The 24,632-nt window shown below is 66.9% G+C and carries 41 protein-coding genes and 1 tRNA gene; 38 read left to right on the forward strand and 4 right to left on the reverse strand.

The window, feature by feature from the left end; all coding sequences use genetic code 11:
• Positions 1-66 precede the first annotated feature (66 nt).
• The 17 genes from ACFOY2_RS05180 (at position 67) to ACFOY2_RS05260 (ending at position 7,909) form a co-directional block, all read left to right on the forward strand.
• Positions 67-849: a nucleotidyltransferase domain-containing protein gene (locus tag ACFOY2_RS05180; protein WP_379526743.1), complete on the forward strand. Its 783-nt coding sequence runs from the start codon at positions 67-69 to the stop codon at positions 847-849.
• On the forward strand, positions 846-1,076 hold the full coding sequence (locus ACFOY2_RS05185; RefSeq protein WP_379526744.1) for a DUF6011 domain-containing protein: 231 nt from the start codon (positions 846-848) through the stop codon (positions 1,074-1,076). Before ACFOY2_RS05180 ends, ACFOY2_RS05185 begins: the two co-directional genes overlap by 4 nt.
• Positions 1,073-1,336, forward strand: coding sequence for a hypothetical protein (locus tag ACFOY2_RS05190; protein ID WP_379526745.1), 264 nt, complete (start codon positions 1,073-1,075; stop codon positions 1,334-1,336). The genes ACFOY2_RS05185 and ACFOY2_RS05190 overlap by 4 nt, the downstream gene beginning before the upstream one ends.
• Positions 1,333-1,788 carry a DUF6221 family protein gene (locus ACFOY2_RS05195; protein ID WP_379526746.1) on the forward strand — a complete coding sequence of 152 codons (456 nt, stop codon included), beginning with the start codon at positions 1,333-1,335 and terminating at the stop codon, positions 1,786-1,788. The genes ACFOY2_RS05190 and ACFOY2_RS05195 overlap by 4 nt, the downstream gene beginning before the upstream one ends.
• On the forward strand, positions 1,785-2,177 hold the full coding sequence (locus ACFOY2_RS05200) for a hypothetical protein (protein WP_379526747.1): 393 nt from the start codon (positions 1,785-1,787) through the stop codon (positions 2,175-2,177). The genes ACFOY2_RS05195 and ACFOY2_RS05200 overlap by 4 nt, the downstream gene beginning before the upstream one ends.
• A 166-nt stretch (positions 2,178-2,343) precedes the next feature.
• Positions 2,344-3,174, forward strand: a complete 831-nt coding sequence (locus ACFOY2_RS05205) for a hypothetical protein (RefSeq protein ID WP_379526748.1) — start codon at positions 2,344-2,346, stop codon at positions 3,172-3,174.
• Between the two features lie 554 nt (positions 3,175-3,728).
• A complete protein-coding gene (locus ACFOY2_RS05210; RefSeq protein WP_379526749.1) occupies positions 3,729-4,223 on the forward strand; it encodes a GIY-YIG nuclease family protein in 495 nt (164 codons plus the stop codon).
• 111 nt (positions 4,224-4,334) lie between these two features.
• Positions 4,335-4,571: a hypothetical protein gene (locus ACFOY2_RS05215; RefSeq protein ID WP_379526750.1), complete on the forward strand. Its 237-nt coding sequence runs from the start codon at positions 4,335-4,337 to the stop codon at positions 4,569-4,571.
• 222 nt (positions 4,572-4,793) lie between these two features.
• A complete protein-coding gene (locus ACFOY2_RS05220) occupies positions 4,794-5,042 on the forward strand; it encodes a hypothetical protein (RefSeq protein WP_379526751.1) in 249 nt (82 codons plus the stop codon).
• A complete protein-coding gene (locus tag ACFOY2_RS05225) occupies positions 5,039-5,548 on the forward strand; it encodes a hypothetical protein (protein WP_379526752.1) in 510 nt (169 codons plus the stop codon). The genes ACFOY2_RS05220 and ACFOY2_RS05225 overlap by 4 nt, the downstream gene beginning before the upstream one ends.
• 4 nt (positions 5,549-5,552) lie before the next feature.
• A complete protein-coding gene (locus tag ACFOY2_RS05230; RefSeq protein ID WP_379526753.1) occupies positions 5,553-5,993 on the forward strand; it encodes a hypothetical protein in 441 nt (146 codons plus the stop codon).
• 286 nt (positions 5,994-6,279) lie between these two features.
• Positions 6,280-6,353: transfer RNA gene (locus ACFOY2_RS05235), tRNA-OTHER, on the forward strand.
• Positions 6,354-6,381: 28 nt separating this feature from the next.
• Complete coding sequence (locus ACFOY2_RS05240) at positions 6,382-6,633, forward strand: hypothetical protein (protein WP_379526754.1); 252 nt, start codon at positions 6,382-6,384, stop codon at positions 6,631-6,633.
• The gene (locus ACFOY2_RS05245) at positions 6,623-6,895 is read left to right on the forward strand and encodes a hypothetical protein (RefSeq protein ID WP_379526755.1); all 273 of its coding nucleotides are present in this window, start codon (positions 6,623-6,625) and stop codon (positions 6,893-6,895) included. The genes ACFOY2_RS05240 and ACFOY2_RS05245 overlap by 11 nt, the downstream gene beginning before the upstream one ends.
• Before the next feature lie 72 nt (positions 6,896-6,967).
• Positions 6,968-7,228, forward strand: coding sequence for a hypothetical protein (locus ACFOY2_RS05250; protein ID WP_379526756.1), 261 nt, complete (start codon positions 6,968-6,970; stop codon positions 7,226-7,228).
• The gene (locus tag ACFOY2_RS05255) at positions 7,215-7,448 is read left to right on the forward strand and encodes a hypothetical protein (protein WP_379526757.1); all 234 of its coding nucleotides are present in this window, start codon (positions 7,215-7,217) and stop codon (positions 7,446-7,448) included. The genes ACFOY2_RS05250 and ACFOY2_RS05255 overlap by 14 nt, the downstream gene beginning before the upstream one ends.
• A gap of 2 nt (positions 7,449-7,450) precedes the next feature.
• Complete coding sequence (locus tag ACFOY2_RS05260; protein WP_379526758.1) at positions 7,451-7,909, forward strand: hypothetical protein; 459 nt, start codon at positions 7,451-7,453, stop codon at positions 7,907-7,909.
• 79 nt (positions 7,910-7,988) lie between these two features.
• Here ACFOY2_RS05260 and ACFOY2_RS05265 read toward each other — a convergent pair whose 3' ends face one another.
• From ACFOY2_RS05265 to ACFOY2_RS05280, 4 genes are all read right to left on the reverse strand, one after another.
• Positions 7,989-8,468, reverse strand: coding sequence for a hypothetical protein (locus ACFOY2_RS05265; RefSeq protein ID WP_379526759.1), 480 nt, complete (start codon positions 8,466-8,468; stop codon positions 7,989-7,991).
• 33 nt (positions 8,469-8,501) lie between these two features.
• Positions 8,502-8,840, reverse strand: coding sequence for a hypothetical protein (locus ACFOY2_RS05270; RefSeq protein WP_379526760.1), 339 nt, complete (start codon positions 8,838-8,840; stop codon positions 8,502-8,504).
• 270 nt (positions 8,841-9,110) lie between these two features.
• The gene (locus ACFOY2_RS05275; protein ID WP_379526761.1) at positions 9,111-10,010 is read right to left on the reverse strand and encodes a hypothetical protein; all 900 of its coding nucleotides are present in this window, start codon (positions 10,008-10,010) and stop codon (positions 9,111-9,113) included.
• Positions 10,011-10,058: 48 nt separating this feature from the next.
• Positions 10,059-10,220, reverse strand: a complete 162-nt coding sequence (locus ACFOY2_RS05280) for a hypothetical protein (protein ID WP_379526762.1) — start codon at positions 10,218-10,220, stop codon at positions 10,059-10,061.
• A 638-nt stretch (positions 10,221-10,858) separates the two neighbouring features.
• On the opposite strand from ACFOY2_RS05280, the gene ACFOY2_RS05285 reads away from it, so the two are divergent.
• The 21 genes from ACFOY2_RS05285 to ACFOY2_RS05385 all read left to right on the forward strand — a co-directional run bounded on the left by ACFOY2_RS05285 (position 10,859) and on the right by ACFOY2_RS05385 (position 24,632).
• Positions 10,859-11,194, forward strand: coding sequence for a hypothetical protein (locus ACFOY2_RS05285; protein ID WP_379526763.1), 336 nt, complete (start codon positions 10,859-10,861; stop codon positions 11,192-11,194).
• Between the two features lie 432 nt (positions 11,195-11,626).
• Positions 11,627-11,779: a hypothetical protein gene (locus tag ACFOY2_RS05290; RefSeq protein ID WP_379526764.1), complete on the forward strand. Its 153-nt coding sequence runs from the start codon at positions 11,627-11,629 to the stop codon at positions 11,777-11,779.
• Positions 11,780-11,866: 87 nt separating this feature from the next.
• Entirely contained in the window at positions 11,867-12,136 is a 270-nt protein-coding gene (locus ACFOY2_RS05295; protein ID WP_379526765.1) for a hypothetical protein, read from the forward strand.
• Positions 12,133-12,780 (forward strand): 3'-5' exoribonuclease domain-containing protein, encoded by a 648-nt coding sequence (locus ACFOY2_RS05300; RefSeq protein ID WP_379526766.1) that lies wholly within the window; start codon positions 12,133-12,135, stop codon positions 12,778-12,780. The genes ACFOY2_RS05295 and ACFOY2_RS05300 overlap by 4 nt, the downstream gene beginning before the upstream one ends.
• Positions 12,777-13,181: a hypothetical protein gene (locus ACFOY2_RS05305; protein ID WP_379526767.1), complete on the forward strand. Its 405-nt coding sequence runs from the start codon at positions 12,777-12,779 to the stop codon at positions 13,179-13,181. The genes ACFOY2_RS05300 and ACFOY2_RS05305 overlap by 4 nt, the downstream gene beginning before the upstream one ends.
• A gap of 184 nt (positions 13,182-13,365) precedes the next feature.
• Positions 13,366-13,842: a hypothetical protein gene (locus ACFOY2_RS05310; protein WP_379526768.1), complete on the forward strand. Its 477-nt coding sequence runs from the start codon at positions 13,366-13,368 to the stop codon at positions 13,840-13,842.
• A 110-nt stretch (positions 13,843-13,952) separates the two neighbouring features.
• Entirely contained in the window at positions 13,953-16,607 is a 2,655-nt protein-coding gene (locus ACFOY2_RS05315; RefSeq protein ID WP_379526769.1) for an LAGLIDADG family homing endonuclease, read from the forward strand.
• Positions 16,608-16,619: 12 nt separating this feature from the next.
• Complete coding sequence (locus ACFOY2_RS05320) at positions 16,620-18,155, forward strand: phage portal protein (RefSeq protein ID WP_379527001.1); 1,536 nt, start codon at positions 16,620-16,622, stop codon at positions 18,153-18,155.
• A gap of 3 nt (positions 18,156-18,158) precedes the next feature.
• A complete protein-coding gene (locus ACFOY2_RS05325) occupies positions 18,159-19,079 on the forward strand; it encodes a VG15 protein (RefSeq protein WP_379526770.1) in 921 nt (306 codons plus the stop codon).
• Positions 19,080-19,088: 9 nt separating this feature from the next.
• Entirely contained in the window at positions 19,089-19,337 is a 249-nt protein-coding gene (locus ACFOY2_RS05330; RefSeq protein WP_379526771.1) for a hypothetical protein, read from the forward strand.
• Between the two features lie 74 nt (positions 19,338-19,411).
• Complete coding sequence (locus ACFOY2_RS05335; protein ID WP_379526772.1) at positions 19,412-20,167, forward strand: hypothetical protein; 756 nt, start codon at positions 19,412-19,414, stop codon at positions 20,165-20,167.
• A gap of 21 nt (positions 20,168-20,188) precedes the next feature.
• On the forward strand, positions 20,189-21,040 hold the full coding sequence (locus ACFOY2_RS05340; protein WP_379526773.1) for a phage major capsid protein: 852 nt from the start codon (positions 20,189-20,191) through the stop codon (positions 21,038-21,040).
• Positions 21,041-21,059: 19 nt separating this feature from the next.
• Positions 21,060-21,449 (forward strand): hypothetical protein, encoded by a 390-nt coding sequence (locus ACFOY2_RS05345; RefSeq protein ID WP_379526774.1) that lies wholly within the window; start codon positions 21,060-21,062, stop codon positions 21,447-21,449.
• On the forward strand, positions 21,449-21,745 hold the full coding sequence (locus ACFOY2_RS05350; RefSeq protein WP_379526775.1) for a hypothetical protein: 297 nt from the start codon (positions 21,449-21,451) through the stop codon (positions 21,743-21,745). The genes ACFOY2_RS05345 and ACFOY2_RS05350 overlap by 1 nt, the downstream gene beginning before the upstream one ends.
• Before the next feature lie 11 nt (positions 21,746-21,756).
• Entirely contained in the window at positions 21,757-22,329 is a 573-nt protein-coding gene (locus tag ACFOY2_RS05355; RefSeq protein ID WP_379526776.1) for a hypothetical protein, read from the forward strand.
• A complete protein-coding gene (locus tag ACFOY2_RS05360; RefSeq protein ID WP_379526777.1) occupies positions 22,326-22,718 on the forward strand; it encodes a DUF6093 family protein in 393 nt (130 codons plus the stop codon). The genes ACFOY2_RS05355 and ACFOY2_RS05360 overlap by 4 nt, the downstream gene beginning before the upstream one ends.
• A gap of 2 nt (positions 22,719-22,720) precedes the next feature.
• Complete coding sequence (locus tag ACFOY2_RS05365) at positions 22,721-23,113, forward strand: hypothetical protein (RefSeq protein WP_379526778.1); 393 nt, start codon at positions 22,721-22,723, stop codon at positions 23,111-23,113.
• Positions 23,110-23,520: a hypothetical protein gene (locus tag ACFOY2_RS05370; protein WP_379526779.1), complete on the forward strand. Its 411-nt coding sequence runs from the start codon at positions 23,110-23,112 to the stop codon at positions 23,518-23,520. Before ACFOY2_RS05365 ends, ACFOY2_RS05370 begins: the two co-directional genes overlap by 4 nt.
• A 72-nt stretch (positions 23,521-23,592) precedes the next feature.
• On the forward strand, positions 23,593-23,919 hold the full coding sequence (locus ACFOY2_RS05375) for a hypothetical protein (protein ID WP_379526780.1): 327 nt from the start codon (positions 23,593-23,595) through the stop codon (positions 23,917-23,919).
• The gene (locus ACFOY2_RS05380) at positions 23,916-24,140 is read left to right on the forward strand and encodes a hypothetical protein (protein ID WP_379526781.1); all 225 of its coding nucleotides are present in this window, start codon (positions 23,916-23,918) and stop codon (positions 24,138-24,140) included. Before ACFOY2_RS05375 ends, ACFOY2_RS05380 begins: the two co-directional genes overlap by 4 nt.
• A 3-nt stretch (positions 24,141-24,143) precedes the next feature.
• Positions 24,144-24,632, forward strand: coding sequence for a phage tail tube protein (locus ACFOY2_RS05385; RefSeq protein WP_449290126.1), 489 nt, complete (start codon positions 24,144-24,146; stop codon positions 24,630-24,632).

The following is a 24,632-nucleotide window of genomic DNA, read 5'->3' on the forward strand; positions in this document are numbered from 1 at the left end:
CCTCAACCTCGCCGTCCCGCCCTTGTCGCCGATGCTCTGCCACTGTCTGCTGCGGAAGGATGCACGATGAGCTGGACTAAGCACTCGACCCCGGAGTTTCAGGAGATCGCCGACCGGTACACGATCCTGCGTTGCCAGGTCGGCTCGGGCGTCCACGGCACCAACATCGTGGGCACCGATGACCGTGACGAGATGGGCGTATGCGTCGAACCGCCCGAGTATGTGATGGGGCTGCGCCGCTTCGACCAGTACGTCTACCGAACCCAGCCTGAAGGCGTCCGCTCCGGCCCTGGCGACTTGGACCTGACGGTGTACTCGCTGCGGAAGTGGATGAGGCTCGCCACGACCGGCAACCCCACGGTGCTGCTGCCGCTGTTCGTCCCCGGCGAGGAGATCGTCACCGTCAACGAGATCGGCCTCGACCTTCGCGCCAACCCCGACATGATCCTCTCCCGGCAGGCCGGCTGCCGGTTCCTCGGCTACCTGCGAGCCCAGCGCGACCGCATGGTGGAGCACCCGAACGGCGCGCGCACCAACCGGCCCGAGCTGATCGCCTTGCACGGCTTCGACACCAAGTACGCGGGCCACATGGTGCGGCTCGGCGTGCAAGGGGTGGAGCTGCTGGAGACGGGCTCGATCACGCTGCCGATGCCGGAGCCGTGGCGCTCGTGGATCGTGGACCTCCGCCAGGGCAAGCACACCAAGGACGAGGCGCTGGAGGCGGCGGCAGAACTGGAGGCACGCCTTGAGGCGCTGACCGCCACCTGCGACCTTCCGGAGCGCCCGGACATGGGCCGGGTGGACGCCTGGCTGGTCGAGTCCCACAGGCGGGCGTGGGAGGGGATGTGACCCTCCTCGACCTCGACGAGCCCGCCCCAACCGTTGGCGAGAGCCCAACGGTTGGCCAGTGCCGCAGCTGCCACCACAAGCTGCAGGATCCGGTATCGCTCGCCTACGGGATCGGCCCCGACTGCCGGAAGAAGCTGGGCATCGTCCCGCGCCAGCCGGTGCGGATCACCGGCGTGGAGATGTGGCGGGACTGTGAAGGACAGACCGACCTGCTGGAGGAGACATGACCAGATGGACGATCAACCCGGACACCCTCGACCTCGACCCTGAAGACGGAGACGCCTCGATCTCCCGCATCTTCACCGGCGAGGAGTGGTGTGCACAGGAGTGGCCGCCCTGCCCGGCCTGCGGGAGGACAATCCATGTGACCTCGATCGACGCACAGACCTCGCAGGACCCCTTCCCGGTGTACGTGATGGGCCGGTGGCGGTGCCTGAACCGCTGCGACCCTCGGCCCGCACTCCAGGCGACAGGAGGGACCACGTGACCACCGACATGCTGTCCTGGACACGGCAGCAGATCGAGACCAGGAAGGCGCTCGCCGAAGAGGCACACGGCGCATCGTGGGCGCTCCAAGACCAGCTCATCGAGCGCACGGACGGTGGCGCTGACGACCGCGCTGCCCTCCTCGACGCTGAAGACCGGACCGAACTGGTGAGCGTCACGCTGCCCGGTCCCGGCTTGGACGAAGACGACCTCAAGCACATCGCCTTCAATGACCCGCGCCAGATCATCGCCGACTGCGAAGCAGACCTGGGCATCCTCGACGATCACGAGCCGGGCTGGGCGGGGCTGAAGCGCGACGTGCGGGTGTGTATGGCCTGCGACGTTAAGCGCGGCGACCGGTGGCCGTGCAGGACCGTCCGCCGTATCGCCTCCCGCTACCGTCACAGGGACGGCTACCTTCCCGAGTGGGCACCAGAAGGAACGACACCGTGAGCACCGAGCACATCCTTGACGCCATAGACGGCGCTCTCGCCTGGGACGGCGGCACCGATGAGATGCGGTGGCGACCGCCCGAGCAAGAGCCTCCACCCAAGCTGGCGCCCCCGCTCCGTCGGCGCTCATCCCGGGTCACGATCATCATCGAGGATGACGACGAGGTGACGGTCCTGGACGTACCAGACCCGCTCGACGCTGAGTACAGCATGGATGTGCGCGAGGATCCGCCCCACTGGCAGGGCCTCGCTCACTCGTTCGCCCCCGTCCGAACGGAGACGAACATCGGGCTGAAGATGCGCGTCAACCCAGATGAGGGCTTCACCACCTACCGGGGGCGAGAATACGTCAACACGGTGCTGGGAAGGATCGCCGGCGAGGGGGAATGAGACTCTCGCGCATGGGCCGCATGCGTTGATATACGTGTTCGTCTAGTCTTGAACGCGAAAGCGGCCCTCCGCCCCAACGGAGAGCCGCCTCGACCCCACTACCCACGCCACGCCTCAACCGCCACAGATCGAGGTCTTCCCGTAAGCCTACTTGGGGGAGGCCGAAATGCCGCGTTACTGGATTCACTCGGCGCCGGACAGCATCACCGAAGACGGCCAGCGGGAATGCGCCCGCGGTGACCGTTGCTCCGACCCGCGCATTGTGGCGGAGGGCGGCAAGACGCTCAGGTATCCCGCGCTCACCTACCAGACGTTCTGCCCCGCCGACCGGACCGCCATCTCTGCGGCGCTCAACGCCTTGCCTGAGCTATTCGTCCGCGTTCACCAGCGCCTCGACAAGACGTTCTCCGCGACCGCTGGCGGGCCCATCGTCTCCATGTCGAAGACCGCGCCCGTCCCGCTGTCGCTCGGCGCCGACGAGCTGCTGCGACTCGTCCTGGCGACGCTGGTCTCGTGGGAGGAGCGAGTGCGTACCGTCGCCCGGCTGAAGCCGCTCGACACGTCGACCTCCCGCCGTCGAAGGGACGGTCAGGTGCTGACGCAGGCGTACACGATCCTCTCCTACCACCTGGACGCCTTGCTCGCCCTCGACGCCGAGCCGATGCTGCGAGACGGCGAGCTCGCCGAACTGTCCGGCGCCGACGCCGGCCTCGACATCCTGTACCTGGTGCACCGGTGCCGTATGTTCCTCACCGACACCAAGCAGCCGGCCCGACACCTGTCCGGCGTGTACTGCGACTGCGGGTACCCGGAGTTGTACGAGGTCCTTGACGACGACGGGCAGCCTGCGGGCGCCCGCTGCCGCCAGTGCCGGGAGGAGTACGACCGGGACGGGTACGCCGACCTGACCAAGGACCGGGCCGAGCCGGTCAAGTCGTACCGGCGGCGCCCCCTGGTGGCAGTGTCGCAGGCCGAGCGTGAAACTCGCCGGGCCTGACGTGGGATAATGAAGGGGAGATGTCATCCTCCCCTTCACCCGCTCCCGCCGTCAGCTTCCCTTGTGAGGGAGGTGTTGACGTCGTGCCGCATGTGCTGCCCATCCGCATTCCGGAAGAGGCGTACACGATGACTGTGGCCGAGTATTTCGGCCTTGATGAGGAACGTCCGACAGGTTCCGGCGTGTCGTAATTGGCGTTTTCGCTGGTGACCTGTTATCCCGCGATTCGCCCGAAAATGTCAGCCCTGCCTGCGATAATGGACACGCATTCGAAAACCCCCGCGCCTGCTGTAACAGGCCGGGGGCCGTGGCCAACCTGGAGAAAGCAGGCTGACATGCAAGACGTTACCGTCACGTGCGGCTGTAGCCGCAAGATGGGTGTCGATACGTTACGCGGCAAGGGTGCATACCGCTGCGGGTGTGGATCCCGCGTAAAGATCGCAACTGCCGAATACGACAGGTCGACGTGCATCGCGGTCGTCGCTGGGCAGCGCTGCCTGCGAACTCCCGACTCCGAAGAGCCGTTCCCGCTCTGCAAGCCGCACATCAAAGAGATGAAGGTCCTCTTCAACCTCATCCACCCGGAGGACGCCGACGAGTACCTCTTGCGCCGATACTCGGCCGAGTGGGCGGTCATGATCGGTGGCGACGTCGAAGAGAACTATGTCGCCGACCTGGCTGCACGCCGCGCCCGGCAGGCGGCAGAGGACGCACGCCAGAGGTTCCCGGAGGAATGGAACGAGACACTCATCCCGCGCTCGTCGGTGGTCTACTACATCCAGTTCGGCGACCGCGTGAAGATCGGATTCACGACCAACCTGGAGAAGCGGCTCACCGCACTCCCGCACGACGAAGTGCTCGCCACCGAACCTGGCGGGCAGGTTACCGAGCGGCGACGCCACGAGGAGTTCGAGACCTACCGCATCACGGGCGAGTGGTTCGAGATGGGCGACGAACTCGTGGACCACATCAACGAACTGCGGCGGCGGGAGTACGCGGCCAACAGGACGCCGAAGCCGATGCGCCGATATGTGCCGCACCGCGTGTGAACTTGCCGTTTGGGAAAGGGTCGTGTAAGAATCCGAAATAGGTTCAGCAGATCTAGGCCCTCGACAACCTTCGGTGTCGGGGGTTTTCCCATGTCCGGGGAGGTGTCCGGCATGGTTGAGCGTGCCGATCCGATCACCGCTAGCCAGAGTGCTGAGCGGTTGCAGGTGCCGCCGTCTCGGATCTACGTGTGGGCTCACCGCTACAACGCGCGCAAGGTTCGCCGAGGTAGGACGGTCTACTACGACTGGCACGACCTCAAGACGATCGCCCGCTACATCCGCGTCGGGGAGCCGGTGCCAGAGACCCCTGAGGCTCGGGACGAGATGCGCCGGCAACCCGCAGCGTAGACGCCCCTAGATTTCCCTAGTCGCGCGTCCTGTCGGGGGACGCGCCTGCTCCGCGGTACGTGCCCCCATGGATCGCGTGGAGCCCCACCCTGGTCGCCTGGTTCCCGTGTCTGTGAGGGTCGCGGGGGCCAGGTGGCCAACCCCGAAGACGTGCGGCCTGCTCCCTCCGGGGGGTAGGGGCGGGCCGCACAGCTACCCCCTGCACCCCCTGTGGAGATCACTATGCAGAAGCCCTACATCGGGCAGATCGTTCACTACCAGTCGTACGGCACACCGGGCGGCGAGTACCCGAGCGTCTGCCGGGCCGCCATTGTGGCCGCTGTGGACGAGTACCAGCCTCCTGTGGGCGACACGTGGTTCGGTCACGTGAACCTCGTCGTTCTAAACCCCGAGGGGATGTTCTTCAACCGGGGCGTTCTCCAGGATCAGCACGAGTGCCGTGGCGGCACCTGGCACATGGTGCACCCGTGATGCGCCGCTACAGGAAGAAGCCCGTCGAGGTCGCTGCCGTCCAGTGGACGGGCAGCAACGAGGACGAGCTGAAGAAGTTCGCTGGCCACCTCTTCGAGGTCGTAGACCCGGAGGATCGCGGCGACGACCCGGACCAGACCGCCGCCATCAGGGACACGCTTCACAACACGTGGGTGCGGGTGTACGACGGACAGTGGATCGCCAAGGGGATCAAGGGCGAGTTCTACCCCGTGGCGGAGGACGTGTTCGCTGAGACGTACGAGCCTGTGCACGCAGCGGAGATCACCACCCATCCGGCCTACGCCCAGTGGTGCGCCACAGGGGAGCGGATCCACGCCGACCTGGGTGCCACCAACGCCAACCACGCGAGCTGGATCCCGCACCCGTTCGCGGGTGAAGGGCTGCCGGTGTGCGCGGCGTGCGAGCAGCCGGAAGGGTCACAGATCCACTGGCACGACTGCGCCGAGTCCGGGTGTGGGATCCCGGCCCGCGTCGTGGAGGGCTGATCTGATGCGCATCCAGATCTTGCCTCTTCCGTCCGTCATGGTCGGCGATGACATGGAAGAGCCATTCGCGATCGTCGTGGACCAGTGCCCCAAGGGGATCGTCTCCGAATGGTTCGCAGGGCAACTGACAGACTTCGCCAAGGATTGTGGCGGGAAAGCCGCGCTCGTCACGCCTGAGACGGTAGAGATCGTGGACCGGTACGCCGACGCCGACGCGACCGACAGCGTCCGTCTTGCGGCCTACCTGAACCAGCACTTCGGCGACGAGGTCCAAGGGCCCGCGCCTGCTGACGATGCGATACTGCTGCTCGGGGAACTGCTGCTGCGGCGCGACGCAGGCAAGATGCGGAAGACGATCAACGATGTCCTCCCGGCGATCCGGCAGGAGCGGGTGATAGCCGGGTGGCCGAAGCTCCAGCGGGACCGCTCCGAGGGCGACGAGTGATGTGCGGCTCCTGCAAGGCCGAGGATGCGGTCGTCTGCGAGGAGTGCGGGGCGCTGGTCACCTTCGAGTGGCAACCCGAGCATCGCGCCTTTCACGAGCGGATGGCTGCTCTCGCTGCACGGCTCGTACAGGCTGAAGAACTCGGCAACGACGGCTCAGACCGCCCTCTCCTCCGTTTGGGCGGTCTGACCTCGTAGACCTCCGGGCGGGCCAGGGTAGGCAAGAGGTCAGTCCTCTCTCATGCCGCCTTCGCTTGGGCTCCCTGGCCCGCCCGGACACCATCCCTTGGCACATGGTTCAACTGGTTAGAACACCCAGCCGTGGGGCTGGGCAGTCTGGGTTCGAGTCCCGGTGTGCCAGCTTCAACCCCTCACCCTGGAGACCCCTCATGGCCGACGACGAAGTGACCCTCGACGAGGACTGGGACGTCCACCTCCGAGAAGGAGAGAACTACACCGACCGCTACCGGGGCGCGGTCCTCATGCCGGGTACGTGCGGATGCTGCAGCAGGCAGCACGCGTGGGACTACACCCCGGCGAAGGCGCGGAGGATCGCTGCCCGGCTGATCGCTCTCGCCGACGAGGCGGAGAAGGTCGAGCCCGCACGGCTCCTCACCCCGGAGGAAGCCGATGCCCGATGACCTTCGCCAGCGGTACGCCGACGCGATCCGCTCCGCTGCCGATCAGTCGATCGTCGGCGAGTGGGTCTGCTGCGACCCGGTCAACCCTGACCATGACCTGTGCGTGAAGGGCGACATCGCCCGGCAGATGCTCCGCGCTGTCCTCACTGACGACCCGGAGAAGCTGTTCGTCCCGTCCAGCATCCTCGACGCGGTGATGGCGGTACGGGACGAGGAACTGGCGGAGCTGCGCCGACTCGTCGCCCACCCGCCTGGGCGATGACGTCTTGAAGTAGTCGTCGTCTCACACCTTCGGCCCGCCCTGTGCGGGCTTGCTTGCCGTTCGGGGGTGGTCATGCGCGAGGAGTACGACCCCGACCGCCACGGCTCGTACGGGGCGTGGCTGCGCTCCAAGAACCTCCAGACCCGCGCCGGCGGATGGACGAACGCCACCCACGATCAGGTGCTCACGGACACCAAGCACGAGAAGCGCGTCTTGGACCAGCTCGGCAACGAGGTCCGCCAGTACGGGCGGGACCAGCAGGACGTGACGATCAACAGCCCTCAAACCGTCGTAGCGACCATCCAGAAGGAGGGCTCCCGTGTCGAGCCTTGACCAGGCCGAAGAGCTAGAGGCTCGCGCTGCCGCGCTGCGAGCGGAACACCGCCTCGAACTCGAAAACGAGGAAGCGGTGAAGGCGTACCTCGCGAACCCGAGCGAGGAGACCAAGGACGCCAAGCAGGCCACCGCCGAAGCCCTGCACAACGCCCGCGCTCAGCGCCGCTCCAACGGTGTTCAGGTGGGCGGCGACGCGTTCGTGGACGAGGAGGCGTAACCATGGCGATCACCACAAGCGGCCTGTTCGTGGCCCCCTTCGTTGACGTCTTCGACACCACGCAGCTCGCGGTCAACCTCGACGGCGACACCATCAAGGCCGCCCTCTACCCCTCGACGATCACGCCCGACTTCAATGCGACCATCGCGAACGCCGCCTACAACGCGGGCGTCTACTCCGGCACCGAACTGTCCGGCACCGGCTACACGGCTGGCGGGGCCACGCTCGGGTCGAAGACGTTCACCGGCTCGGGCGGCATCGCCACGTTCGACGCGGCGGACACGTCGTGGACGTCCTCGACGATCACAGGCGCTCGCGGGGTGCTCATCTACGACGACACCCTGTCGGGCAAGAACGCGATCGTCCTGGTGGACCTGGGCAGCCCCTACAGCACGTCTGCGGGGACGCTCGCGATCACCTGGAGCGCCAACGGCATCTTCCGGTACACGCTGGCGGCCTAACCCCAGCCGCGTAAACCGCCTCCTGACCTTGCCACCTCCGGGCGGCTTTCGCGTTCCTGGGGGTTGGTGTGGTCGCCGCTTACCGCTCCCACACCACGGCCACGGCCGACAATAACGCCAGCTCGTACACGATCGGCCGCCCCTCCGGGGTGGTTGCCGGGGACGTCCTGGTGCTGGGCCAGTTCATCGACAGCGGCGACGTGTCGATCATCACGGCTCCGTCTGGGTGGACGCAGATCGCCTCCCAAACGTCGGGACAGACGTACACGCGCGGCCGGGCCTTCGTGAAGACTGCGACCGGGGCCGAGCCGTCCACGTATTCGCTGACGCAGACGGGCGGCGCGAGCGGCGCGGCGATCCTGATCTGCGTACAGGGCGCTTCGCTGCCCGGCGTGTACGCCTCCAACAGCGCGGGCTCCGGCAACAACGTCACCACCCCCAGCGTCACCCCGTCGTCGGCATCCGGCATCGAGATCAGGTTCGCCGCTGCGGACGGCGACGGCACGGCCCGCACGTTCACCCCGCCCAACACGTACGCGGAGCCGACAGGCGCAGACATCAACCAGGGCGGTTACACGCACGCTGAGGCCGCCTACAAGGTGCTGTCCAGCAGCGCGGCGACAGGCACGCAAAACCATGTGGCGTCCGGCGCGATCGTCAGCAGGGTCGGCATCACGGTGTTCCTGCCGTCTACTGGCGGCACGGATGCGACCGCGACCCCGACCGTGGTGTCGGCCACGGCGTCGATCCCGTCGCCGACGGTCTCCGTGGATTCGGGCACTACCGCGTCCCCATCCGTGGTGGCCGCGACTGCGTCCATCCCCGCCCCTACGGTGTCGGCGCAGGCGTCCGCCACCGCCACCCCGTCTGTGGTGGCTGCGGTCGCGTCGATTCCGACGCCGGACGTCGCCACGGTGCTGATCGAGTTCATCGACTCGACCCACGCCGAAGACCACACCGGTCTTATGCCCGCAGGCGTCCAGGAGGGCGACGTCCTGCTCGCCATCATGCAGGACTCCGCAGCCCCGGACGGGCCCGCAGGCTGGACCCAGATCGGCGCAGACCGGGAAGGCGCGCAGTATGACGCCAACGCCTGGACCACCACCGTGGGTGCGAGCCCGCCGGACTTGACGTGGACGAACGGCGGCGCCGGGCCGATCCTCGACATCCTCGCCTACCGGGGGGCCGCCGAGCCGGCCGTCTACGCGCAGAGCGCCGCCGCCAGCCCGGTCGCCCCCTCGGTGACGACCACTGTCCCGAACAGTTTGCTGGTGGTCCTGTACGCGGACGAGTCCTCCCAAGCCCTGACCACCCCGCCGGGCATGACCGACCGGACCCCGGTGAGCGGCTTCGCGTACAACGCCGAAGCCGACCAGCTCATCACCTCGCCAGGCGCTACGGGAACCCGCCAGTTCGGCGGCACCGGCAACGCCATCGGCGCCTGGACGGTCATCCTCGAACCAGCGGCCCCTGACGGCAACGCCACAGCCGCACCGAGCGTCGTCACCTCCACGACGACGATTCCGGCGCCGTCGACGAGCACAGGATCGACGGCCGCTCCTGCTGCGGTCGCCGCCGCGGCGTCCGCTCCGACCCCATCCATCTCGACGGGCTCGGCTGCGGCCCCGTCCACGGTCTCCGCCGCGGCGTCGATCCCTGCCCCGGCTGTCGCGGCGGGCTCAACCGCAACCCCTGCCGCCGTCGCCGTGTCGACTACCGCCCCCACGCCCTCGGTGAGCACTGGCGCGTCCACGACCCCTGCCGCGGTGCAGGCGACCGTCAGCGTGCCATCTCCGGCGGTCACAGCAGTCACCACCGCGTCCCCGAGTACGGTCACGGCCACCGCCGCGATCGGCGCTCCAAGCGTCTCGACGGGCAGCACGGCTTCCTCAGGCGTCGTCGAGACCACTGCCGGTGTGCCGGCGCCCACCACCAGTGCCGGGGCGACTTCGGCTCCTGGCGTGGTCTCGACGACCACCACCATCCCCACCCCACAGGCCGCGGCGGGCTCAACGGCGAGCCCCTCCGTGGTCCTGGCCACCGCGCAGATCCCGGCTCCGGCCATCAGCGCGAGTGCCACGGTCTCGGCTGCTGCGGTCACGGCTGCAGCGTCTATACCCGAGCCGATCGTGGCCACCGGGCAGGTTGCTCAGCCCGCGACCGTCACTGCGACGGCCGCCATCCCCACGCCGGCCATCTCGTACGGGCAGACCGCCACACCGGCCGTCGTTGCTGCTACCGCAACAATTCCGGCGCCCAGCGTCCAGACGGGCAGCTCCTCCACCGCGACCCCGGACACTGTCACCGCCACGGCGTCGATCCTGGGTCCGTCCGTCTCGGCTGGAGCGACCGCACAACCCGCCGTGGTCGCCGCTGACGCTTCTGCAGGCGCTCCTACGGTCTCGGCAGGCTCCACAGCCTCACCGGGCACCGTAGCGGCTTCTACGAAGATCCCAGCCCCGACCACGGGTGCGGGAGCCGCGGCGACCCCGGACACCGTCCAGGGGAGCGCCACAATCCCGGTGCCCACAGTGGCAGCGGATGGCAACGCCACAGCAACACCGCCCGTCGTCTCCGTCGCAGCGAGCGTTCCCGCGCCGGCCACGAGTACCAGCACCACCGCTCAGCCGCCCGTGGTTCTCGCCACTGCGGCGGTACCAACGCCGACGACCACGATCCTCGTCGCAGCCACACCCGCTGCGGTCCAGGCGTTCGCATCCATCCCCGCGACGCTCATCTCCACCACGGCACGACCTCCAACCGTGACCGCAGTGGCGTCCATACCGGCGCCTGCTGTGTCCACGGGCGCAGCTCCTGAGCTACCGCCTCTGGGCGGCGCTCTCGTCTCCGTGAACAGCCTCGGTGGCACGCGCGTCACCACGGACTCGCTCGGCGGAACGCACTCCACAGCAGGCCAGCTCGGCGGGCATCTCGCGTGAGGAGGTGGCCGTGCCGGACACGATCAACATCACGTTGACCGAAGACGACGACAACTCGGCCACCTTCACGATCACGTCCGGAGGCGACCCGCTCGGGCTCGCCTCCGCTGACGTGTTCGCCATCGTCAAGCCTGATCAGCACGTAGAGGATGACGCCGCCACCGCGTACGAGCTCACTGAGGGCGACGGCGTGGCGATCCTCGACGCTGCGCCCGGCTCGGTGAGGCTCGACTTCCCAGACGCGGTGGCGGAGTCGCCGGGCTCCTGGTTCTACAAGATCCGGGTCACACAGGGCGGCACGACGCGTACGGCTGTGGTCGGCTGGCTGTCTGTCTCCGATGTTTAGAGTCACGGTCTGCAGCAGGCCGGGCTGCCCGAACCTGTGCGAGGGCGGACGCTGCTCGGAGTGCCGGAGCACCGCAGAGAAGGCGCGTGGCAGCGCCTCACAACGTGGCTACGACACGGCCTGGCGGCGAACGAGGGCGGCGTATCTGAAGAACCACCCTCGCTGCGAATGCGTCGAGTGTGAGGCGCTGCCGTACGACCAGCGCTCGGCGGCGACGGACGTGGACCACATCGACGGCCTCGGCCCGAACGGACCCCGCGGACACGATCCGACCAATCTGAGGGCGCTCTCCAAGTCGCACCATTCGCGCCGGACCGCACGCGATCAGCCGGGCGGATGGAACGCCCGATAGTCACTCTCGGTACAACTCGTCACCGGCGGGGGACCCGATTTTGGTCACCTTCCGTAGTAGCCGCAGGAATCGAGAAGCCCATGAACGCCTCCGACCTGTTCACCCTGCTCGCTCTCGTCGCCTTCCTCGCGGCGTCCGTCGTGGGCTTCATCCACAAGTCGTGGGTCCCCGCCCTGTTCTGCCTCGGCGTCGCATTCCTCGTTCTTGCTGGCGCGGACTTCGTCACCACCTGAACGCATCAAGATCCTCCCGTTCGCGGCGGGAGGTAGAGGCCCCCGAGATCTCCGGGCTCGGGGGCCTCGCCACACCCGGGAGAAACCATGACCGAACGCAAACTCACCCTGTCCGGCGGCCCGCTCTCCTACGAGGTGGCCATCGACGGCCGGGACGTCAGCCGAGGAGTCCGCCGCCTCTCCATCGAGGTGGACCCACGCAACAACGGGCCGCGCGTAGAGACCGAACTCGCCATTGACGCCATCGAGGTGACCGCCCTTGGCGCTCGGGACCCCGAGTTCGTCGTGTCCATGCCGGACGAAGCACGAGACGCGCTGATCGCTCTTGGCTGGACTCCTCCGGCAGGTGACCGATGACCCGGATCTACTACGACCTGGAGTTCATCGAGTACCACACGGGCTGGTTCCGCAAGCGGTACACGATCGACCTGATCAGCATCGCCATGGTCGGCGACGATGGCCGCGAGTACTACGCCGTGAACCGAGACATGCCGGTAAGGCGCATCCGCCGCCACAAATGGCTGATGGACAACGTCGTCCCTCACCTGCCGAAGGGGCATGGCGATCAGCGGTTGAGCATGCCCAAACGGTGGCTGTTCCACTACGGCGACCGGGCGGTGAAGCCGGCGGAGCGGATCGCGGATGAGGTCGCAGCCTTCATCCAGGCCACCCCGGATGTGGAGTTGTGGGCGAACTACGGCGCATACGACCATGTCCGGCTCTGCTGGCTCTGGGGCCTCATGATCGACAAGCCATTCGGCGTGCCGATGTTCACCCACGACATCCAGCAGGAAGCCTCCCGCCTCGGACTACGAGAAGAAGACCTTCCTCGCCAAGCAGACGGCGAACACAACGCTCTGGCCGATGCCAGGCAGAACAAGGTGATATGCGACTTCCTGGCTGAACTCGCTCGGCCACGGATCCGGATCGAGAACCACGAGCCCGGCTCTCCCGAAGACCTCGCCATCCGCAAGCGGCTCGGCCTGGACGAGGAACCGTGACTGATCTCGGAGACCGCGCCGAATTCCACATGCTGGTCTACATCCCCGAGGACTTGACTGCGATGGCGGACCGGCTCATGCACCTGTCGTACGCCACTGACGCAGCGGCGGATACAGGCGCTGTTGTGGAGCACCTCCGCTCCGCCATCGACAAAGCAGCCCGGCTGGCTGACGTATGGCGTGCTGTGGAGCGGACCGACCACGGAGACGGGCTTGGCGAGGTAGAGATCCACGAAGCCCTCGCCCCCTACCGAGGTGACACCCCTCAGCAGGAGACCGCCTTCACATACCGCGCAAGGTTGGCCTTGTACTTCGCGCCACGAAGCTTCACCGCGGAGTATTCGACATGCATCCGCACAGAACACCACGCGATAATCCACGCGCTCGCGAGATCGCGGTAACTGTCCGCATCCGGACACGCGGCGGGGGTGGGGGACAACCCCTACAAACATGCTGAAATAGAGGACCGCGGGGGAGATCTCTCCTTGGGCTGCCAGGTCAGAAGGTCCTTGATCGACTTCAGATGGTGACGCAAGGTGACCATCGCCCGATGCCGCGCAACGCGGCGGAGGAGTAGTGAGTGCAATGCCGAGAGGCGGACATGCCGCATCCGGCCCGGCGCCGGATCCTGACGCGCTCAGGCGGGAACGGCCGGGAGACAAGGCGACGTGGACGACGCTTCCCGCGGAAGGGCGAGCGGGCGATCCACCCGAGTGGCCTCTGCTGGATCCCGAGGGCCGCGAATGGGAGCTGTGGGCTGAGCTGTGGGCGATGCCTCAGGCGGTCATGTGGGAGCGACTTGGTCAGCGTTACGAGGTGGCCCTGTATGTGCGGATGCTCGCCCGCGCGGAGCAGCCCAAGAGCTCGATCGAGCTGCAGAAGGTTGTCCGCCAATATCTGGACTCGCTAGGACTGTCGACGCAGGGGATGCTGCGCCACCGCTGGCGGTTGTCCGCGGCGGCCCCCGCAGAACCGGCGCCCAAGAGTTCCGGCGTGAAGGCGCCAGCGAAGCGCTCCTCTCGTGACCGATTCAAGGTCATTGACGGCGATCTAGGCGAATAGCCCCAGCTAGAGGGGCATTCCCGATATGATCAAAGCCACAACCGCATACAGAACCCCGGCGAGTGCTACCAACACTCCCGGGGCGTGGCCGATCTAACGAGGAGATCGACATGAGCAAGCGTAGCGCGCCGATGGCGGCTGCCCCAAAGTACGTCGTCAACTTCCCCACGCTGGGGATGCTCGTCGGCGATTGGATCGAAGCGCACTGCGTAGTGCCGGACGGATTCGATCGCGGCACCCCATTCATGCTGTCCGACTGGCAGTTATGGAATGTCGTCAACCACTATCGGGTGAAGCCCGAGGCGAAGGTTGGCCAGTTGGCTACGGCCTTCCACAACCGCCGCTCGCAGACCGTCCGCCCCCAGAAGGCGCTGGCTCTCGATACACCCATCGCCACGCCTGACGGCTGGACAACGATGGGCGAAGTCCAGCCGGGAGACCGGATCTTCGATGAACGCGGCGAGCCATGCACGGTGCTCTCCAAGTCCCAGGTGTGGATGTCCGACACCTACCGGGTGACCTTCTCGGATGGCGCGTCGCTCGTGGCGTGCGGGGATCATCAATGGCAGGTGGAGCGGAGGACGCCTAGCGCCACCTACGTGGCCGAGCGTGTGACCACGTCTGACATGTACGGCAACCTCCTCGACAAGCAGGGTGCACGCCGGTTCCGGATCGGGAACGCGCAGCCGCTGCGGCTCCCAGAAGCGAACCTTCCCATCGACCCCTACGTGCTCGGCGCGTGGCTGGGCGACGGCAATCATGACGATGGTCGTCTGACCGGCCTGGATCGCGAGGTGTTCGACCGCATCGTGAACGCCGGGTACGAGGTGCGGCAGATGAAGGTGACCAAACGGGTCAACGTCATCGGCCTGAGGACACACCTCCGCCTGTCGGGCCTTCTCAAGAACAAGCACATCCCGTCCGCATATCTTCGCGGATCCGAGAAGCAGCGGTGGGCGCTCCTGCAGGGCCTGATGGATACGGACGGCTTTGCCGATGCTCGGCAAGGCAAGTGCGAGTTCACGACCGTCCTGCCTGTCCTGCGTGACGGCATGCGAGAACTGCTGTATTCGCTCGGTATCAAGCACACCGTGTACGAGGGCATTGCGAGGTTGAACGGGCGCGCGACTGGTCCGAAGTGGCGCATCAACTTCGCGGCGAGGGCGGACATGCCCGTCTTCCACCTGGCGCGCAAACAGGATCGGTTGAAGCCGGAGGGCCGAAGCCATTCGCAGTTCGAGCATCGCCGGGTCGTTGCTGTTGAGAAGATTCCGACCGTTCCGACGCAGTGCATCACTGTGGATGCGCCGTCGCACATGTTCCTTGCCGGCCGGGAGATGATCCCGACGTGCAACACCGGCAAGGGTCCGTTTACCGCTGCGATCGTCTGCACGGAAGGGGTAGGACCGGCCCTGTTCGCGGGCTGGGCCGAACGCGGCGACGTGTACGACTGCCGCAACTTCGGCTGCGGCTGTGGCTGGCTCTACGAGTACAAGCTTGGCGAGCCGTTGGGGATGCCCTGGCCTACGCCCCTGATCCAGTTGACCGCGACGTCAGAGGAACAGGTCGGGAACGTCTTCGACGCGCTTCGCCCGATGATCGAGTACGGGCCGCTGGCGGACCTGATTCCGAAGACGGGCGAGGAATTTGTGCGACTCCCGGGCGGCGGACGCATCGACGTGGTCACCGCGAGTGCGATGTCCCGGCTGGGGCAGCGCGTCACATTCTGCGCCCAGGATGAGACGGGCATTTGGACGGTCACGAACAAGATGATCCGCGTTGCGGAAACGCAGCGGCGAGGACTCGCGGGCATGGGGGGCAGGGCGTGGGAGACCACGAACGCATGGGATCCGTCCGAGGACAGCGTCGCTCAGCGGACGTCCGAGGCTAAGGCCACGGACATCTTTCGCGACTTCCCGCAGGCCCCGTCGCACCTGTCCTACAAGAACAAGGTCGAGCGGCGAAAGATCCACCGAATCGTCTACGAAGGCTCCCCATGGGTTGACCTGGACGCGATCGAGGCCGAGGCGGCGGAGCTGCTGGAGCGTGACCCCGCACAGGCGGAACGCTTCTTCGGCAACCGCATCGTGTACGGCGCCGGCCATTTCATTGATGGCGACGTGTGGGACAGCCGAGCGGCACTCCGCCAGGTTCCGAACGGGACGCCGATCGTGCTGGGCTTCGACGGTTCGGACTCCGACGACTGGACGGGCATCCGGGCAGAGACCGCGGATGGCTACCAGTTCACTCCCACGTTCGGCCCAGACCGGTGTCCGACCGTATGGGATCCGGCCGCGTACGGGGGGCAGGTGCCGCGGCTTGAAGTCGCGGCGGCTTTCGACGAGCTCATGATGCGCTATCGCGTTATCCGGGCCTACATCGACCCACCCGGGTGGACGTCAGAGATTGACGCATGGGCGGAGAAGTACGGCGACAAGGTTGTGATCCGCTGGGCGACGTACCGGCCCGTACAGATGCACGCCGCCAACGAGCGGTTGCTGGTCGACGTCGGCAAAGCGGATTCGCCGTTCACCCACGACGGGTGTCCGATCACTGCGATTCACGTCCGCAACACCCGTAAGGCGCCACGCCCTGGCCAGCGGTACGTCCTGGCGAAGGCGTCCCAGACGCAGAAAATCGACCTCACCGTCTGCTCGGTGCTCGCCCACGAAGCGTACGGCGACGCTCTCGCCGCCGGCTTGTTCGTGGTCGAGAAGCCCACCGAGAACCTGATCTATACGGCGTCATCGACCAGACGGAGGTGACGCCTGGTGGCTATGCCTCTGCCGGTCCAGGAAGGGCCGAACACCGACGAGGCCCGCAGGGCAGTCACCATCTTGAATCGTCTCGCCGACGAGCTTCGCCGGCGTGAGACGGAGACGACGCGGCGGCTCGACTACTACAAGGGCAAGCACAAGCTCTGTTATGCCAGTCCCGAGTTCCGTGACTATTTCGCTGACCGGTTCAAGGGGTTCTCCGACAACTGGACTGCCCCGGTAGCGGCGGCGCCGGCCGAACGCATGAATGTGCTCGGTATCCGGCTGGATCCGGACGAGCGGACGGCGGACAAGGAACTCTCGGAGGCGTGGAAGGTTGCCGACTGTGAGCGCACCTCATCGGAAGCGTTCGTGGTCACGCTCGCTGCCGCCCGCTCGTACTGCCTGGTGTGGGGCAGCTCAGACAGCGAGGACGAGCCTCGGGTGACGTGGGAGCGTCCCGACCAGGCGATCGTCGGCTACGACTCCGACACCGGTAAGCGGTCGGCGGCGTTGAAGCTCTGGAGCGACGACACACGCGAGTACGCCACCCTGTACACGCCCACTGACGTGTGGAAGTTTTCCAGGCCGCGCTACGCCCGGACCGGGTACAGCGTCTCGGGGCTGATCGTTCCAGCCGGAAGCGACGTGGTCCGCAACGCGGGCCCGTACGGCTGGCAGCCGCGGCAGGGCGACAACGACGACACCTGGCCGATCCCGAACCCGATGGGCGTCGTCCCGATGGTGGAGCTACGGAATCAGACGCTGCTCGACGACGACCCAATCTCTGACATCTCGGGCGTGATGGCGATGCAGGACGCCATCAACCTGACGTGGGCGTACCTGATGAACGCCCTCGACTTCGCCAGCTTGCCGCAGCGGGTCGTGATGGGCGCCGACGTGCCGAAGATGCCGGTCCTTGACGACAACGGGCAAAAGGTCGGCGAGAGACCGCTCGAACTTGACACCCTCATCAACGAGCGGATCCTGTGGTTGACCGGCGACGCCAGCATCGGCAGTTGGCCGGCCGCAGACTTGGCCGCGTACAGCAATGTGATCGAGCGTGCGATCGAGCACATCGCCGCCCAGACCCGAACTCCGCCGCACTATCTGATCGGCAAGGTCGCCAACCTGAGCGCCGAAGCGCTCACCGCGGCCGAGACCGGTCTGGTGTCGAAGACGGGGGAGCGGATCGTCTACGTCAACTCCTCTATCCGAGAGATCCACGCGCTGATGGCGCTGGCCATGGACGACGAACCGAAGGCGAAGGCGTGCCGGCGCGGCACAGTCATGTGGGCGGACACCCAGTTCCGGGCGCTCGGCCAGAAGGTCGACGCTCTCATGAAGCTCAAAACGATCGGCTTCCCCCTGCCATGGATTGCCGAACAGTACGGGCTGGAACCGCACGAGGTGGAGCGAGTCATGCGCATGGCCGAGGAGCAGGCGCAGAGGGATCCCATCAACCAGGCGCTCAATGGCGCCGTCCAGCCGCCTGCCGCCGAGCTGGTCGCCGAGCAGGGCGACCCGCTCCAGGTCGAACCAGAACCGGTCGCATAGCCGATGGCCACCCCGCAAGAGATCGCCGCTGCTCACCAGCAACGCCAAAGAGGAATCATCCTCGCCCTGGTCGCGATGATTCTCGGCTGGTGGAGGCGCATCGACCGGGAACGGTTGACCGAGTCGTGGCAGGCAGGGGTCGGGCCGTCGATCGTTGAGATGATGGCCCGAGCGCAGACCGACGTCGCCGCCTTGGTGCCTCTCTATTTGCGGGACCTGGCGCGGGCGCAGGATGTTTCCCCGCCCGCGTTCGAGGTGGTGCCAGAGGCGTTCTCAGGGATCGCGTCGGATGGGCGCCCACTTGAGTCGCTGATGTACCAACCGGTGATCGCCCTGAAAAGGTTGCTCGCTGAGGGCGTGCCGATGGATGAGGCGATGCGGCGGGCGACCGCCCACATGACGATGATCGCCGCCACGCAGGCGGCCGACGCCGGGCGCGGCGCGGTCGAGGCCGGGATGACCGCCAACCGGCAGTGGGTGATGTACGTCCGGGTAGTGAACCTGCCTGCCTGCTCCAGGTGCATCATCCTGGCGGGCAAGGTTTACTCGCACTCGACCGGCTTCCAGCGCCATCCGAACTGTGACTGCACGATGCAGCCCGTAACCAGCGACGACGTGTCCATTTCTTCGCCTCGCGACCTCTTCGAGCAGATGTCCGAAGCCGACCAGGACCGCCGCTTCGGTAAGGCTGGCGCAGAAGCTGTCCGCCTTGGTGCCGACCTCGGTCAGGTGGTCAACGCGCGACGCGGCATGCAAACCGCGGGCGGGCGGATCGTCACCACGACCGGCGCCACTCGTCGCGGCGCAGCAGGCCGCCGTCTTCGCGGGCAGGTGCGGCTCATGCCTGAGCAGATCCTGAAGGACGCCGGCGGCGACCGTGACCAGGCGATCGAGATGCTGCGACGCCACGGCTTCATCACGTAGGAGGAACTCGTGGCCGACATGTCCACCGCAGACCGTGAGAAGGCCGCAAAGCAAGGACAGGCCATGAGCGGGGGCCGGTTCCCGATCCGGAACCGGCAGGACCTGCAAAACGCGATCCGCGCGGTCGGCAGAGTTCGGCCGAACACCGACGAGGCCCGCGCACTGGTCAGACGGCACATCATCAAGCGGGCCAAGGCGTTGGATCTCGCCCCGCTCATCCCTGAGGACTGGGCTGTCGACGGCAGCCTGAAGAGCTAAACCCACCGCACGCCAGCCGATCGCGCAACGCGGTCCGGGTTCTTGGGCGTGCCTGAAGAACGGAGACCTGCAACATGGCTGATCAGCAGGACGCAACGTCCGCTGACGTCGACGACGCGGCAATCGCGGACGACGACGCCCAGGCCGAAGAGATGCTCGCCTCGGCTGTTGATGACGATGCTGGCGACGCCGATGAGGACTCGGCCGACACGCCTGAGGACCGCCCGCTCGGCCCTGCGGGGGAGAAGGCGCTGCAAGCGGAGAAGGAGCGGCGGCGAGTTGCCGAGCGGCTGCGCCGGCAGCGGGAGCGGGAACGGGATGATGCCCTGGCCGAACTGGACAAGCTTCGCAAAGCGGCCGAGCAGAAGCCTTCCAACTCCGGTGATGCGCCTGTCGACCGGGGACCGGACCTGGACGCCATCCGAAAGGAGGCGCAGGAGCAGGCCAAGACCGCGCTCAAGGCGGAGGTCCTGAAGGACCGCGTCAGCGACAAGATCGAAGTGCTCGCGGCCAAGCGCGCCCAGGACCCGGACGTGGTCCGGACGCTGCTGCTGGCTGGCAACGAGATTGCGGACTTCCTCGACGGCGACAAGATCGACGCCGAGGCGATCAAGGAAGCTCTCGATGAGCTTCTCGAAAAGAAGCCCTACCTGGCTGTGGCAGCGCAAAGCGCCAAGCGATTCCAGGGCTCAGGGGATGGCGGCGCCCGCAAGGGGCCCCAGAAGCCAGCCCAGCTCACCGAGGACGACCTCCGCCGGATGTCGCCCGAGCAAATCGTCCAGGCGCAGGCAGAAGGCCGTTTCGACGGCCTTCTCGGTGTTTCGCGCTAACCATCGAAAGGAACGGCTGACATGGCCATTACCCGGTTCCGGCCGGAGATCTGGAGCGCGAACCTCCTGGTCGCGCTCCGCAAGGCTCTGGTGTACGCGGGCCCTGGGATCGTGAATCGCGACTACGAGGGTGAGATCTCTGAGGCGGGTGACACCGTTCGGATCACCTCGATCTCCGATCCGACGATCGCGACGTACACGCCCAACCAAACCTCGATCACGCCGGAGGAGTTGACCGACGCGCAGCGGACGCTGGTCATCGACCAGTGCAAGTACTTCGCGTTCAAGGTCGACGACGTCGACGCCCGTCAGGCGCGCGGGAACGTCATCCCCGAGGCGATCTCCCGGGCTGCCTACAAGCTGGCCGACGTGGTCGACCAGTACGTGGCCAGCCTGTACACGGGTGTCGCCACCGCGAACGCGCTCGGCACCGTCACGGTTGCCGCTGGCACTCCCACGGACGCCTACGACAAGATTCTTGTCCCGCTGAAGGTGAAGCTCGACGAGGCCAACGTGCCCACCATGGGCCGGTATGTCGTGATCCCGCCGTGGCTGCACGGCAGGCTGCTGCTCGACGGCCGGTTCATCAAGCTGAACGAGTCCGGTACCGAGGAGGGTCTGCGCAACGGCCAGGTCGGACGCGCCGCAGGGTTCGACATCCTCGTGTCGAACAACACCCCGGTCCCGGGAGCGAACCAGAGCATCGTCCAGGGCGGCGTCGACATGGCGATCAGCTTCGCGGAGCAGATCAACAAGACCGAGGCGTACAGGCCCGAGGCCGGTTTCAGCGACGCCATCAAGGGCCTCGCGCTCTACGGGGCGAAGCTCGTCCGGCCGGACTGCATCGTCACGGCCGTCGCCCAGTCGCAGTAAGTAGACAAGGACATCAACTATGGCGATCACTGCGATTCCGTACAGCAACCTCGTGTCCAACAGCAACCTCGCCGACCCGGCTGGTGTCTCGATCACATCCGGCGCGGCTAACCGCGGCCAGATCCCGGCTGTGCCCGCCGCGAACACGAAGGTCAACGCACTGCCCGAGCTGACGCTCCTGCGCGTCGTGAACGGCTCCTCCGCGGGCAACGTCGTCGTGAAGGCTGGCGCCACCCCGCCCGCGCTCGCCGCTGGGCAGGGTGACCTGACGGTGGCGGTCGGCGCGAACGCCACCCTGTGGGTCGGCCCGTTCGAGTCCGGCCGTTTCCTGCAGAGTGATGGTTCGCTGCTGGTGGAGACCACGCAGACGATGACCATCACGGCGTTCCGTGTGCCGAGGAACACCTGATGCATGATCGGGAAACCGGCTGGTTCCGCGGCGCGGGAGGCATCGTCTGGCAGATGGACCTCCCGCTGCCGGAGGTCATGGCCGACCAGCTCACCAAGGGCTACCTGACCCGGGTTAACCAGGACGGCAGCCCGTACGCGGAAAAGTCCGCGGACGAGCCCGAGCAGCCTCCGGCCGCGAACGCGTCCAAGGCGATATGGGTCGGGTATGCGCACCGCGTCCACGGCGTGCCCATCGACGACGCTGAGGCACTGACCAAGCATGACCTGATGGAGCTGTACGGCTCCAAGGGCTGAGGAGGTTGCCCATGCCTCCTCTTCCTCTCGCGTCTCCTGCCGACGCCGCCAGGCTCGGCTATGCCCTGCCGGAGGGGCGGGGGATGGAGATGCTCGCCCGCGCCTCCGCACGTCTACGCCGGGAGGCGGGCCGCCCCATCTCCTCCACCATCTCAACGGTGCGCCGGCGGGTGGAGGGCGGTACCGCCCTCCTCCCGGGCGGGCCCATCACCGCAGTGTCCACGGTGGCGAGGCTCCCCGAGGACGGCGGCGCCACCCTGACTGGGTGGCGGTGGGACGGCATGGAACGCGTCCACCGCATCCCGCTGTGGTGCGGCGACGTCAACGTCACCTATGCGCACGGGTTCACCTCCATGCCAGACGAACTGCTGGACCTCGTCTGCTCTGTTGCTGCCCGGTTGTCCTCCACGGAGGAGGCCGCAGGAATGGAGGCTGGGATCCGCAGCGAGTCCATCGACGACTACTCCGTCACCTACGCAGCCGAAGCGGTCGAGACGGCGTCCGGTCTGCTGCCCGGGGAAGCCGCGCAACTCGCTGCGTTCCTCGGCTCGTCGCCGGGCGCGTACGTGGTGAGGCCACGGTGAGCGTCTCCGGAGTGCTCGCCCGAGGTCGAGCAGTAGCGCTGCAGTTGATGCGCGACACCTGCACGGTGGAGCGCAAGGACGGCGAACCGGTGCTCAACGAAGAGACCGGCATGCTCGATCAGCCGTGGACGACGGTCTACAACGGGCGGTGCCGGATCAAGCCCCGCTCCAGTTCGGAGACGGAGTGGGGCGAACGCGAGGTGACCCTAGCGCAGTGCGTTGCTGTGCTGCCCTGGGACGCCACCGATCAGATCCAGCGTGAAGACCGGCTACGCGTCACCGCCTCCGACGACGCGTGGCTGATCGGACGCAACCTCGAAGTGATCGGCATCAGCCTCGCCGGGACATCCACAGCCAGGCGGCTACTTGTGGAGGACAAGGAGGGGTGACGGTGGCTGACGTCGACCTCGACTTCTCCGAACTCCTCCCGGTTGCTGCTGAGATCGAGCGTGAGGCGCACGAGGTGGCGCAAGAGGCGTACCCGGTGACCAAGAAGATGGCGGCCAAACTGCAGCGGGACTGGCGACGCAACGCCCGATCTTCTGCGGGAGCGCACGGCAAGCACTACCCGCGATCCATCACGTCTGAGCAGCGGTTCTCAACGGATGGGCCTGACTGGGAGGTCGGCCCGGACAGGGCGATGCCGCAGGGCGGCATGGGTCGCGGTTTCGAGTGGGGCAGCGTCCACCAGCCGCCGCACAACGATATGGGGCAGGCGATGGCGACACTCGAACCGCTGTTTGAGGCTGCCGCGAAGAAGATCGCCGATGGGTTCATGTCGTGACGACGCTTTCAGCGGCACCGCTCATTGAAGCGCTGCTGGCAATCATTCGGGCGCCGGTCGGGGAGGACTGCCGCATCTACTGGGGTGGTGCCGCGGCGAACGCTGCCCCTCCGTACGCGGTGGTTTACCCGGACAGTGGGATGTTGACTCCAGGCCGGCGCACGCTGGCCAACAACGGGCCCACCGAGTTGCGGTACCAGATCACGTCGGTTGGCGCCTCGCCGGCGCAGGCCCAATGGGTGGCCGACAAAACCCGCGCAGCCGTTCTGGCAGGCGTTCCGGTGGTCGTTGGGCGGCGCGTGTGGCCGACCGTCGAGGAAGGCTCCCAGCCGCTGAGACGGGATGACGTCTCCACCAATCTGTGGTTCGCCACCGCCCAATACCTGACCAGGTCAGATCCCGTCTGACCTTCCTTTCCTGAACCCCGTAGCCCGGCACGCCACGTGTGCGGGCTCTTCGGCATGCCCTGAGGAGAGCGCATGGCCAACCTTGACACCTCGCAGGCGATCAGCAGCGAGGCCGCCATCAGTTACGCCGCCGTGGGCGGGTCGGGCGACCGGGTCAAGTACGAGCCCGGAATGTTCGTGGTCATCCGGAACGGTTCTGGCAGTTCTACGACCGCGACGATCACCGTTCCCGGCAACACCCCGTACGGCGTCGCAAACCCGGTCAAGACGAAGACCATCGCCGCCGGCGCGGACGTTCCGATCCCGCTACTACCTGCGTACGTCGACTCCACCGACGGCCGGGTGGCCATCGCCTGCACGCCGACGACGACCGTCTCGATCGCGGTGATGCGGTCGTGAAGACGATCACCATCCGCAACGAGTACGGCCACGAGTTCGAGGTCGACGCCTCAGCTCGCCCCTTTTGGGAGAAGCGGCCCGGCGTCGTGATCCTCGACAACCAGCCGTCCGAGCCCGACGCCGATCCGGCGCCTGCTTCCCCTGCCGCCGGTGCGGCTTCCGACCAGCCGGACGTCTCCGGCGCTTCCTCCTCGCCGCTGCGCGGCAGCAAGAAGGGCTGATCCATGGGTCAGATTCTGACGGACGGTAACACTAGGGCCACGTTCGTGCCCTCCATCGCGTCCATCTCCGCGCCGACCGTCGCCGAGTTGACTGCTGTCGGCATTGTCGACCTGGAGAACACCCTCACCGACGACGGCCTCAGCATCGAGTTCGATGAAGGCACCATCGCCGGCCCGACGCTGGCGTCCACGCAGGACTTCGAGGCTCCGGGCCGCAGCAAGGCGAACATCGACCTGACTGGGTACCGCGACAGCATCACTGCGAACGACCGCATGTGGACCGTCATGGTCCGCGGCACGGTCGGCTTCCTGGTGGTGCGGCGTGGTCTGGTGGTGGCCACCGCGTACGCTGCCGGGCAGCACGTCGAGGTTTACGGCGTGACGTGCGGTGAGAGGCGCAAGCTCGCCCCTGAGCGGGAGTCGCAGGAGAAGTTCTCGATCAAGCTGTTCGCCTCGTCCACCTACAACATCGACGCGACGGTGGCTGCCTGA

This window comes from Nonomuraea purpurea, from assembly GCF_042650645.1.
In the GTDB taxonomy this organism is placed as follows: domain Bacteria; phylum Actinomycetota; class Actinomycetes; order Streptosporangiales; family Streptosporangiaceae; genus Nonomuraea; species Nonomuraea purpurea.